Annotated in this window: 10 protein-coding genes and 1 tRNA gene; 8 read left to right on the plus strand and 3 right to left on the minus strand. The window is 39.3% G+C overall.

Features of this window, described 5'->3' with window-relative positions; all coding sequences use genetic code 11:
• The 5 genes from AC1DPQ_RS08705 to AC1DPQ_RS08725 form a co-directional block, all read left to right on the plus strand.
• On the plus strand, positions 1-1,496 hold a 1,496-nt coding region (locus tag AC1DPQ_RS08705), incomplete at its 5' end, for a SusC/RagA family TonB-linked outer membrane protein (protein ID WP_477608851.1).
• A gap of 40 nt (positions 1,497-1,536) precedes the next feature.
• Positions 1,537-2,355 carry a hypothetical protein gene (locus tag AC1DPQ_RS08710; protein ID WP_477608853.1) on the plus strand — a complete coding sequence of 273 codons (819 nt, stop codon included), beginning with the start codon at positions 1,537-1,539 and terminating at the stop codon, positions 2,353-2,355.
• 9 nt (positions 2,356-2,364) lie between these two features.
• Positions 2,365-4,299 (plus strand): RagB/SusD family nutrient uptake outer membrane protein, encoded by a 1,935-nt coding sequence (locus AC1DPQ_RS08715; RefSeq protein ID WP_477584854.1) that lies wholly within the window; start codon positions 2,365-2,367, stop codon positions 4,297-4,299.
• A 699-nt stretch (positions 4,300-4,998) separates the two neighbouring features.
• Positions 4,999-5,586, plus strand: a complete 588-nt coding sequence (locus tag AC1DPQ_RS08720) for a TetR/AcrR family transcriptional regulator (RefSeq protein WP_477586257.1) — start codon at positions 4,999-5,001, stop codon at positions 5,584-5,586.
• Between the two features lie 50 nt (positions 5,587-5,636).
• On the plus strand, positions 5,637-6,020 hold the full coding sequence (locus AC1DPQ_RS08725; protein ID WP_477608855.1) for a VOC family protein: 384 nt from the start codon (positions 5,637-5,639) through the stop codon (positions 6,018-6,020).
• 348 nt (positions 6,021-6,368) lie between these two features.
• Here AC1DPQ_RS08725 and AC1DPQ_RS08730 read toward each other — a convergent pair.
• A tRNA-Arg gene (locus AC1DPQ_RS08730) sits at positions 6,369-6,440 on the minus strand.
• A gap of 295 nt (positions 6,441-6,735) precedes the next feature.
• Here AC1DPQ_RS08730 and mgtE point away from each other — a divergent pair.
• Together mgtE and AC1DPQ_RS08740 are read left to right on the plus strand one after the other, a co-directional pair.
• On the plus strand, positions 6,736-8,112 hold the full coding sequence (mgtE, locus tag AC1DPQ_RS08735) for a magnesium transporter (RefSeq protein WP_029275973.1): 1,377 nt from the start codon (positions 6,736-6,738) through the stop codon (positions 8,110-8,112).
• 9 nt (positions 8,113-8,121) lie between these two features.
• A complete protein-coding gene (locus AC1DPQ_RS08740) occupies positions 8,122-8,736 on the plus strand; it encodes an HAD hydrolase-like protein (RefSeq protein WP_477608857.1) in 615 nt (204 codons plus the stop codon).
• 670 nt (positions 8,737-9,406) lie between these two features.
• On the opposite strand, the gene ychF is transcribed toward AC1DPQ_RS08740, so the two are convergent.
• On the minus strand, positions 9,407-10,507 hold the full coding sequence (gene ychF, locus AC1DPQ_RS08745) for a redox-regulated ATPase YchF (protein ID WP_029275975.1): 1,101 nt from the start codon (positions 10,505-10,507) through the stop codon (positions 9,407-9,409).
• Between ychF and AC1DPQ_RS08750 the strand changes: the two genes are divergently transcribed.
• The gene (locus AC1DPQ_RS08750) at positions 10,501-11,142 is read left to right on the plus strand and encodes a hypothetical protein (protein WP_477608859.1); all 642 of its coding nucleotides are present in this window, start codon (positions 10,501-10,503) and stop codon (positions 11,140-11,142) included. The two genes, ychF and AC1DPQ_RS08750, sit on opposite strands and share 7 nt — an antisense overlap.
• Positions 11,143-11,211: 69 nt before the next feature.
• Here AC1DPQ_RS08750 and AC1DPQ_RS08755 read toward each other — a convergent pair whose 3' ends face one another.
• Positions 11,212-11,535, minus strand: a complete 324-nt coding sequence (locus tag AC1DPQ_RS08755; protein ID WP_029275977.1) for a DUF3276 family protein — start codon at positions 11,533-11,535, stop codon at positions 11,212-11,214.
• Positions 11,536-11,698 lie beyond the last annotated feature (163 nt).

An 11,698-nucleotide genomic window follows, 5' to 3' on the forward strand; every position in this document is an offset into this window, starting at 1 on the left:
CTATTGGCGATATCAATCCCAACGACATTAAAAGTTTAGATATTTTGAAAGATGCTTCCGCTACTGCGATTTATGGCTCAAGGGGAGCGAATGGAGTGATATTGATCACCACTAACCGTGGTCAACAAGGAGCCCCCGCCAAAGTATCCTATAATTCATATACTGGTTTACAAACCCTTTTTGCCAAATATCCAATGATGGATGGGCCAGAATTTGTGGCCCTGCGCAAGGCAGCTGGATTATTTACAACCAATGGCGCAGATGAATCTAACGACGTAAACACCGATTGGCAAGATTTATTCTATAATAAATCGGCAGTTGTAACCAGTCATGATGTTGGTGTATCTGGTGGATCTACTACTGGCAGCTACAGTTTTGGGGGCGGCTATTATCAGAATCAAAGCCTGATCCCAACCCAACAGTACACCCGGTATTCAATGAAAGCATCCATGGATCAGCAAATTGCCAGTTTCTTAAGGATTGGATTTACCACCAATAACAATTACAACTTAAGTGAAGGCAACCAGCTCGGCGTTTATGGCATCCTTAGCAATTCGCCTATCGCAAATCCTTACAATGCAGATGGCAGCCTGAAAAGAACAATCAGGATGCCTCAGGATGAATCGTGGATCTACACCCGCGAACTCACCAAGAATCTCAGTGATAAATGGCTTAATGAAACGCGTGGCTTTGCTACCTATAATTCATTTTATGGTGAGGTTAACATTCCATGGGTAAAAGGACTAAAATACCGCACCAATCTCGGTCTTGATTTTATCCAGAGCAACAATGGTAACTATACAGGCGTTGGAATTGGAAGTGCCACTGCCACTACGGTTTCTACCGCTGGGGTTAGCAATTCGCAAACCTACCACTGGACACTTGAGAATTTATTGACTTATGACAGAACCTTCTCAGAAAAGCACAACATCAATGTAGTGGCCTTATATTCTGCTGAACAGAATAAGTTCAATTCCTCATCCATGTCAGCACGTGATATTCCGTCTGATGCTTTTCAGTTTTACAATCTTGGACAGGCCAATGGAGAGTTAACAATCGGTAACGGGAACTATAGCTTAAGTGGACTTATGTCTTACATGGGAAGAGTGATGTATGCCTATGATAATCGTTATTTAATCAGTGCAACCATCAGATCTGATGCGTCGTCACGCTTGGCGCCAGGACATAAATGGAATACTTATCCGGCTGTTTCTGTGGGTTGGAACCTGATGAATGAAAATTTCATGAAAGGGATAACTGCTATCGACAGGTTGAAGATCAGAGTGGGTTACGGTCAAACATCAAACCAAGCGGTAAATCCATATCAAACCCTTGGTTTGCTAAGTTCGCGCCCTTACAATTTTGGCGATAACAACTATGCCACAGGATATTATGTTTCTCAATTGCCAAGTCCGGGTTTAGGCTGGGAATATTCACAGACCTGGAACTATGGCCTCGATTTCTCCTTACTAAAAAGCAGACTGACTGAGTGTTAACGGTAATATTTTTAACGATAAAGGAGGCTGGTCGTGGGATGTGGGATTTAATCTTTATGCAAACCGAAACAAACTCGTTGCCCTTGCATCAGGCCAAACCAGAGACGAAGGGAATGCTTGGTTCGTAGGCCATAACATCAATGCCATTTTTGATTTTGAAAAAGTAGGTTTGTGGCAGACCGGAGATCCATATCTGAATGTTTTAGAGCCAGGGGGTAATGTGGGGATGATTAAAGTAAAATACACGGGCGATTTTGATGCGACCGGCAAACCAACAAGACCTATCGGAGCAGCAGATAGACAGATCATGGATGTGGATCCTAAATTATCAGGAGGATTTAATACAAGAGTTGCTTATAAAGGATTTGACCTCAATGTGGTAGGATTATTTAAAGACGGTGGAATTTTGCTTAGTACATTATATGGTTCTTCCGGATACCTGAATCTCTTATCTGGTCGAAGAAATAATGTTAAAGTTGATTACTGGACACCTGAAAATACAGGAGCAAAGTATCCAAAACCTGGCGGTATTGCAAGCGGTGATAACCCTAAGTATGGGAGTACATTAGGTTATTTTGATGCTTCTTTCTTAAAAATCCGGACCATCTCTTTAGGCTATGATTTCAATCGAAGTTTGTTAAAAGATTCTAGATTGAAGCTTCGGATGTACTTAACCGTTCAAAATCCTTTCGTGATGTTCTCTCCATATCACCGCGAGTCGGGCATGGATCCTGAAACAAATTCATACGGCGATGAAAACGCTGCGGTAGCATCGGTTTATCCGCGGAGAATTTTAACCATTGGTACCAATACCCCGTCTACCCGTAACTATGTAGCTGGTCTTAATTTAACATTTTAATATACCGATATGAAACGTATACATTTAAATATAACATTGAGTATTTGGCTTGGGATGGTCGTTTTCTCAGGCTGTAAAAAAATTCTTGAAGAAGAACCCCGCAGTCTCTTTACACCAGATTACTTTAAAACAGTAACAGGGGTAAATGGCGGCCTTACAGCAATGTACGGTCACCTCCGCAACATGTATGGGCAGGCCTATTATTATAATTCGCTAATTACCGGTACCGATGAGGCTACTTGGGGCAAAGATGCTGATGGAAATTTTAAGGATATGGATTGTTCAGGTGTGGGGTCGATACTTTCTACAAGTTATCCCAGTAGCGTATTATGGGGAGAAGCCTTTCCGAATATTAATACAGCAAGTGGCGTAATTGAGAATGCCAGTGCCGCAGGTATTGCCCCTTCATTGGTTGCGGAAGCAAGATTCTTCCGCGCCTTTGATTATTTTTTATTGGTACAGACCTTTGGTGGGGTGCCACTCGATTTGGGTGCAGGACCACTTAAATTCAATACCAGTCCCGTAAGAACATCAGTTCGCAATACAGTTCCCGAGGTATATACAAAGGCAGTGTTTCCTGATTTATTGACTGCCGTTGCCGATTTACCTGTTGCAGCCCGCGTTACAGGAGGAGTAACAAAAACTTTGGCACGGCTGTATTTGGCAAAAGCCTACCTAACTTATGGGTGGTGGTTGCAAAATCCTAACAATATCCCAACCTATCCTGCAGCAAACCGTACTGATCCTGACGGACATGATGCAAACTGGTATTTTCAACAAGCTTATGATGTTTCAACTGCAGCTATCGAAAGTCCTGGATCTTATGGTTTGGTAGATACCTATTACGATGTGAATTTAGGATCGAATGACCGTAACAAAGAAATGTTGCTATATGCTGATCATACCCAAACGAGCGAACGTTTTAATGGCGGTAGTTTAACCTTTGGTAGTGGTGGGGCACCTGATAATTTTGCAGGTTGGATGATGACCTGGAATTACACCAATATCAGAAGCGGAGGAATCAGTTCGGTTCAGCGTGAAGCTGAGCAACACCTTGGTAGGCCATGGAACCGGATGGCTCCACCTATTGAAGTGTTTAAAAATACTTTTGCCGATAAAACATTGGATTCACGTTATGATGGTACCTTTACAACGGTATATCGTGGAAATTGGCCTAAAGGATATAACCCTCCAGAATCTGCTCCTGCCTCTTTGGTTAATGCCAATGGCTTGTCTATCGTTCCTGGAAATGCCGCTTTAACCTTTCTGGATGCTGATAATAGCGCCGTAAGTTATCCAAGCGGAGCCGGAACAAGTAATGTTGGCGCCGGCACACTGCCAGGAAGGGCAGATTATGTAATTTCCCCATCCGGAATAAGCAGAATCGTTTATCCGGGCCTTTGGAAACTGGGTCCTTACCGTACAGATAATGGCACAGGCTTAGGTCAGCCAAATGCAGGTAGTACCCGGCCTTACCCCATTGCAAAGTTTTCTGAACTTTACTTCGTAGCTGCCGAAGCAGCTGTAAAAGGTGCTACACCCAAAGCAGGTAAAAGTGCGCGCGAACTGATCAATGTGGTGAGGGCCCGTGCCGGAAAATGGCGTTGGGATAATAATGGTAATGTGGCAAAAGTAGCCGACAATAGTGCAGCCATGATTGCCGCAACCCCAGCAACGATTGATATCAATTATATTTTAGCTGAGCGATCGCGAGAATATTATGCGGAAGGATACAGGAGATTCGACCTCATTAGAACGCAAAAATGGGCAGAGTTATCTACTACCTTCAGCATTTGCGGTACAGGATATGGCGACCATACACCAGTAACGGTTACCAGAACGATTACACCAAATCTTTATCTCCGTCCAATTCCACAAGGGCAGATAGATGGCATGCAAATGTCTGACGAGGCAAAGAAAGCATATCAAAATCCTGGCTACTAAATTCAAAACAGGCAGATTTTCCAATGAAATCTGCCTGTTTTTCTTTCAGAATTATCGTAATCCAACCGATTGGTTCTTTACGTTTTAAAAAGTGACATCAACAAAGACTTTATGGCGGAGAATCTCCCTCTACACAGTCATAGATATATTCCTCTATTTGGGTACAGGCTGCGCTCATCGAATTTCATTTCTGGGTTAAGTCTTTCCACTTGCCATTAGATCGGATCTGGGTTGTAATAGTTGATTTTCGATATTCTGTTATATGAGCATTAAATGCCACTTGTCACCCTATTATTGATTTGTGAAACGCACAATATAATGAACTGGGTAGTATTTTGCCATTTCTGTTAAGTCTTGTAACAATCGCTAATTTAGTTGTCTCAGCCGGAACCTTCTGAATAAATGGAAGCAGCGTGAAACAGAATTCAAACAGGTCTCTTCAGTTCTTAGAAAATCAGAAACTGCAGAAGGAGTTGAAGGATGGGCAAATGGAATGCGATATATTAAAAAAGGCGGTCGGCATCTTTTCAAAGCAAGATGAGATATTCGGATTTATAAAAGAGTACCGAAAAACATTTCGGTAAGGGGATGCGGGAGATCAGAAAGAAAATGGGGGTTTGATTTTTCTGATTTTTACTTTTAAGCCAGTCTTATTTTTTATTTCTTTTAAATGAACGAATATTCGTTTATATTTGCAATGTGAGACCCAAAGATGAAAATAAAGAAATTGTAATTCGACAAAAAGCTATAGAGTTGATAGTTAGTAAAGGCTTTGATGGATTAAGTATGCAAAAGTTGGCTAAGCTCGCTAATATTTCTGCCTCTACTATTTATGTTTATTTCGATAGCCGTGAAGATTTAGTTGCAAAACTTTATATAGATATAGTAGACAAATTTGAGAAAGATGCTTTAAATAATTTTGACCCTGATGTAAAATTTGAAGATGGTCTTTGGCTTCAGTGGAAAAATCGATTAAATAACATAACTAAAAATCCTTTGCAATATCAGTTTTACGAACAGTTTAGGAGCTCGCCGCTTATTAACCACAAAGATATAAAGCCGTCAGTTTTCAGAAAAATAATGAACGACTTTGTCGATACCGCCATTCAAAAAAATGAAATTAAAAATCTGCCGGTTGAAATTTTTTGGGCAATAGCCTATGGTCCATTTTACACGCTAGTTAAATTTCATTTGGACCAATCAACAATGGCAGGAAAACCATTTTTGTTAACAGAACAAAAACTAAGACAAGCCTTCGATTTGGTACTGCTGGCATTGAAAAAATAATTTTTTTCTATATTAAATTAACGAACATTCGATTATTAATAATATATATTATGACAATTAACCATTTAAATTTAGTCGTTACAGATGTAACAAAGGCCGTAGAATTTTTTACAAACTATTTTGATTTTTTTTGTGATTATATTAGAGGAGAAGGGGTATTAGCTGTGTTAAAAAATAAGCATAAATTTGTGCTCGTATTAATGGCGCCTCAAAAGAAAGAAAACGGCAATTCAACTTACCCTGATGCCTTTCATATTGGTTTTATGCTCGAAACTGCCGAAGCGGTCGACGATCTTCACAAAAGGTTGGTAGAAGGTAATATTGAAATTGCGCAGTCTCCTCGAAAAATAAGAGATAGTTATGGTTTCTATTTTTATTTCGAAAATATATTTATTGAGGTTGGCCACTATTTAAACCTGAATGGTGAGGAATAAGTATTTTCGAAGCAAGTAGAAATACACGAAAAGGTCTCCTTTATGGGAATGACCAGTTCATACCTGCAGAGGAATTGCGTTAAGCAATAATGCCGAAGATGGCTGTTTGTATTTGAAGAGGCCTTTTTTTCTTGATCAATTTATCATCGGTGGCGCAGTCATTTTCAGGGTTCATATACAAATTTAAGTATTTGAAATAGCAAATTTTATTGCTGACCTATTTTTCTTGTTCAGATTGATTTTGGATCTTGATCAGTCAATATTCCCCATCATGCACAACTGGTTAGGTCACTTTACAACCCTATTTTTTGAAAAACCTTGCCAAGAAGCTTGGCAAGGTTTGATTAGTGCTCCCGACGAGATTCGAACTCATATCGATGGTACCGGAAACCATAATTCTATCCATTGAACTACGGGAGCATAAGGCTGCAAATATAGAAAAATCAAAATCATTTCATTACAAAAACAAGTCTATTTTTAATCTGTAAGTCCATATCAAAATTAACTTCCTGCTGTTGAGATATTTTTTATGTTAAAAAATGATTAAATCATAAAGCAACGGGCTGCTTTATTGAGTTTATTCCCCTTTATTTTTAATTTAAGAAACCTTTCTGGCTAATTTTAAACCTACACCGTTGGCTTTTTAAGAAATAAAAATGCACCTTTGCGAACCGTTAATAGAGGTTTAGGCATGTAATAAATTAGATTGTATTTTATGGAAGAATTGGTTGTGGAAGAGATTCAGGAACTGCTTGAAAAAGAAAATGATAAGGCTTTAAAGCAATATCTCGATCAACTGAATATTTCGGATGTTGAAGAACTGATTGATGAACTTCCACAATATGCAGCTAAATTTATCGAAACCTTATCTCTTAACAGGGCGGTAAACGTTTTTCGGATTCTGGATTTTCCTACGCAGGAGCGTATCATTAAAAAACTTTCGGGCAATAAACTCAATCAGATTATCAAAGATCTGCCGCCAGACGATCGTACAGCACTTTTTAGCGAGTTAAAAGGCGATGTGGTAAAAAAAATGATTACGCTTTTACCACCCGAAGAACGTAAAGAATCGCTTGCACTTTTAGGCTACAAAGAAGATAGTATTGGCCGTTTAATGACGCCCGATTACATCGCCGTAAAACCCGAATGGTCTATCACCAGGGTTTTGGCACACATCAGGCGCTATGGAAAAAACTCCGAAACCATTGATGTAGTATACGTGATCGATAAAGAAGGAGTACTGTTGGATGATATCAGGATCCGTGAGGTTTTACTGGCCGATCCTGAAGCAATTATTGGCGAGCTTACCGATAAACGTTTTATTGCCCTAAAAGCTAACGATCCTCAGGAAGATGCAATCAATATCTTCAGGATGAACAACCGTGTGGCTTTACCCGTAGTGGATGAAAATAACATTCTTTTAGGTATTGTTACCGTTGATGATATTTTGTGGATTGCAAATGAGGAATATACAGAAGATATGCACAAAATTGGGGGTACAGAGGCTTTGGATGAACCTTATCTCGATATCCCAATCCTAAAACTGGTTAAAAAACGTGCAGGATGGTTAATCGTACTCTTTTTAGGCGAAATGTTAACTGCAACAGCCATGCAGCACTTCGAAATTGAACTCGAAAAAGCAGTAGTATTATCGCTTTTCATTCCATTAATTATGAGTAGCGGGGGTAACAGTGGTTCTCAGGCTTCAACATTAATTATCCAGGCCATGGCCTTAGGCGAAGTAACCATCGCAGAATGGTGGCGCGTAATGCGCCGGGAGCTTGTTTCTGGAGCCTTGCTGGGCATTATTTTAGGTACAATTGGCTTTATCCGCATTGTAACCTGGCAAGAGTTACACCTTTACAACTATGGCCCCCATTGGTTTTTAATTGCAGCTACCATATTTTTTACTCTTGTTGGCATTGTATTATGGGGCAGTTTAATCGGTTCGATGATGCCAATTATTTTGAAAAAACTGAAACTCGATCCAGCAACCTCATCAGCACCATTTGTAGCTACTATGGTTGATGTTACCGGAATAGTAATCTATTTCAGTGTTGCCGTATTAATTTTAAAAGGCGTTTTACTCTAAATCTAAATCATGCAAAAGAAAATTACCACACTTTTTACCGATATCGGTGGCGTTTTATTAACCAATGGCTGGGACAGGCATGCAAGGGGCGAAGCTTCTGTGCTTTTTAACCTCGACTCTGTTGATCTCGAAGAACGCCATCACCTTACCTTCGATACCTATGAAGTGGGTAAATTAACGCTTGATGAATATTTGGAGCGTATCGTTTTCTTCGAAGAACGGAATTTTAGCTACGATGATTTTAAGGAGTTTATGTTCAAAAAATCACTTCCTTACCCCAAAATGATTCAGTTGATCTGCGATTTAAAAAAGAAATACAACCTTAAAGTAGCCGTAATCAGCAACGAAGGCAGAGAATTGAACCAATATCGCATCAATACTTTTAAACTGAACGAATTTGTCGATTTTTTCGTGTCATCTAGTTTTGTGCATTTCCGTAAACCCGATGCCGATATTTTTAAGGTAGCAATAGATATCTCGCAGAGCGATGTAGAAACGAGTTTATATATCGATGATCGGATGCTCTTTGTGCAGGTTGCCGAAGGTTTAGGCTTAAAGGGCATTCATCATACCGATTACGAAGATACCAAGGTACAATTGGCCGCTTACGGGTTAGAGGTTTAATTTTGAAGTTATTTCCCGCAGATCTCGCTGATTCCCGCAGAATAAATTAACCTAATGACCGTCATTCCCGTGCATACGGGAATCTTAATGCATTTTCGTGGTGTCAGATGGTAACATCTGACATACTACTTTCTATGCAACTGCATTATTAAGTTCTCAACTTTCGATTAAATAAATGCTGTATGCCAAGAGCTAAAATATTTTTTTGAAAAGCAATTGCAGTAGATATTTTAAAGCTTGCTCCCGCTTTTCATTACAAGTCCTCGCTAAGCTGCGGGCTTTCCATTTTAATCGGGTTTATTGGTAACTTAGCTGCTAATATTTTAGGTTGGGCGCAGTAATATAATTCCGTTTTTCTGTGCCTTCTCTAGCATTCGTCATCCTGACCTGTAGCAAAGCGGAAAGCTACGAAGTAAACCGAGCCTTAAGCGAGCTCACCGAAGGTAATTTATTTCAGGATCTGACATCGTTTAATGCTTAGCGTTGTTACCATTTAAGAAATACAAGTTCATTTAGCTTATATGTGCTTATATGCCTTATATGGTTCAAAGTAAATAAAATGGTTCATTACAGGCTAACCATAGTAAAAACATCTATAAACAAAAAAGCCATTCGAAAGAATGGCTCTGTATTATTTATGTTTTTAAAATCTCCTTAGGAGATTTAGGGATTATACATTAAATCTAAAGTGCATGATGTCGCCATCTTCCACTACATAGGTTTTTCCTTCAACGCCCAATTTACCAGCATCTTTACAGGCATTTTCAGAACCTAAGGTTACGAAATCGTTGTATTTGATTACTTCAGCACGGATAAATCCTTTTTCGAAATCAGTGTGGATAACACCAGCAGCTTGTGGCGCTGTAAAACCTTTTGTAATCGTCCAGGCCCTAACTTCTTGTACACCAGCGGTAAAGTAAGTGTAAAGGTTTAATAATTTATAAGCCGCACGGATCAGTTTGTTTACACCAGATTCAGTCAAGCCTAAATCAGCTAAAAACTCCTGACGCTCTTCGTAGCTATCCAGTTCGGCAATTTCTGATTCAATTTTAGCAGAGATCACTAAAACTTCAGCATTTTCGTCAGCAACATTAGCTTTCACTAAATCAACATATTTATTGCCGTTAATTACCGATGCCTCATCAACATTACAAACATACATTACCGGTTTTTGTGTAAGTAAACCTAAATCTTCAATAAAATCGAAATCATCTTGAGCCAATGCCGCAGTACGGATCGATTTGCCAGCTTCTAAATGTGCTTTAACCACCGTTAAAATTTCATAGGTACGTTTAGCATCTTTATCGCCACCTGTTTTAGCCATTTTTTCAACTTTTTGGATTCGTTTATCAACGGTATCCAAATCTTTAAGCTGAAGTTCAGTATCAATAATTTCACGATCACGGATCGGATCAACAGAACCATCCACGTGAATTACATTTCCGTCATCAAAACAACGTAAAACATGAATAATTGCATTGGTAGCACGGATATTTCCTAAGAACTGGTTTCCCAGGCCTTCACCTTTCGATGCACCTTTTACTAAGCCTGCAATATCTACAATCTCAATTGTATTCGGTTGTACTTTATTTGGTTTAACCAACTCGGCCAGTTTGGTTAATCTATCGTCAGGTACTGTAATTACGCCAACATTGGGCTCAATAGTACAAAAGGGAAAGTTTGCTGCCTGCGCTTTTGCATTTGATAAACAGTTAAAAAGAGTCGATTTTCCAACATTTGGTAAACCAACTATACCACATTGTAATGCCATTATTTATTAGTCTTTATATCTTTAGTTTTTGGCCATTGGTCCATAGTCTTATGGTCAATAGCCATTGTGTTTCGTTCTCAAGCTTTAGTTTTGGTCATCAACCATTTACCTTTTCCGCCTTCCGCCTTCCGCCTTCCGCCTTCCGCCTTCCGCCTTCCGCCTTCCGCCTTCCGCCTTCCGCCTTCCGCCTTCCGCCGCCCCAGGAAGTAAAGTTGGTTGTTACCGAAGAAATGCGGAGCTATTTTTACGATATGAGTAAATGGGCAAGATTTTTATCAGTTGTGGGTTTTGTTATCTCGGCATTTTTAACCCTAGGCTCATTTGGAATAGGGGCTGCGGTAACGGCTAATCCAGGAATGCTCAATCAATTGGGGCCATTGGGCGGTATTGGCGCCACAGGTATCACCATATTTTACCTGCTGTTGGCTTTGTTCTTTTTTTACCCAAGTTTATTGCTGCTGCGCTTTTCGGCCAAAGTTAAACAAGGGGTTTTGTTCGGCGATCAGGAAAATTTAAATGATGCCATTGCTCATGTAAAATCGCTCTTTAAATTTTGGGGTGTAATTACCATCGTATTGATAGCCAGTTATTTTCTTTTGCTGTTGGCAGTACTCTCAGGCGGAGGCATAAAATAAAATATTACGCACACGAAAAAGCCTCCCGACTTTTAAAATCAGGAGGCTTTTTTATTGAAATTATATTACTTAAAAAGTAAAATCGTCGCTTGCTTTAGTGCTATGTTCTCCATTTTCAGAATATTCATAACGTTTTTCAACCACATCTTGGTGAGTTTTGATGTAATCAACAGTTTCATTTAGTCCTTCTGCAAATTTTTCGAAATCTTCTTTGTATAAAAAGATTTTATGTTTTACAAACACACCGTCTTCTAATCTTTTCTTACTCTCGGTAACTGTTAAATAATAATCACCCGATCTAGTAGCCTTCACGTCGAAGAAATAAGTTCTCTTACCTGCTCTTACTTTCTTTGAAAAAACTTCTTCTCTTTCCTTGTTGTCGAATTCTCCCATGGTTGGTATTGATGTTGGTTTTTGGTTTCGGTAAATATAAAGCAAATATTTAAAGTTCAAAATACAATTTTAATACAATTTAAATAGTTCGGGTTTCCTCCTCCAAAAGTTGGTGGTTATAAAGCTCGGTATAGCTGCCATTTAAACTAAGTAATTCATTGTG

This window comes from Pedobacter sp. 01T416_2, assembly GCF_056398925.1.

What these genes read in the sequence shown, in the direction of transcription:
- AC1DPQ_RS08715 (WP_477584854.1), top strand. Translation starts at nt 2,365, where the DNA reads ATGAAACGTATACATTTAAATATAACATTGAGTATTTGGCTTGGGATG.
- AC1DPQ_RS08725 (WP_477608855.1), top strand. Translation starts at nt 5,637, where the DNA reads ATGACAATTAACCATTTAAATTTAGTCGTTACAGATGTAACAAAGGCC.
- mgtE (WP_029275973.1), top strand. Translation starts at nt 6,736, where the DNA reads ATGGAAGAATTGGTTGTGGAAGAGATTCAGGAACTGCTTGAAAAAGAA.
- AC1DPQ_RS08740 (WP_477608857.1), top strand. Translation starts at nt 8,122, where the DNA reads ATGCAAAAGAAAATTACCACACTTTTTACCGATATCGGTGGCGTTTTA.
- AC1DPQ_RS08750 (WP_477608859.1), top strand. Translation starts at nt 10,501, where the DNA reads ATGCCATTATTTATTAGTCTTTATATCTTTAGTTTTTGGCCATTGGTC.
- ychF (WP_029275975.1), bottom strand. Translation starts at nt 10,507, where the DNA reads ATGGCATTACAATGTGGTATAGTTGGTTTACCAAATGTTGGAAAATCG.
- AC1DPQ_RS08755 (WP_029275977.1), bottom strand. Translation starts at nt 11,535, where the DNA reads ATGGGAGAATTCGACAACAAGGAAAGAGAAGAAGTTTTTTCAAAGAAA.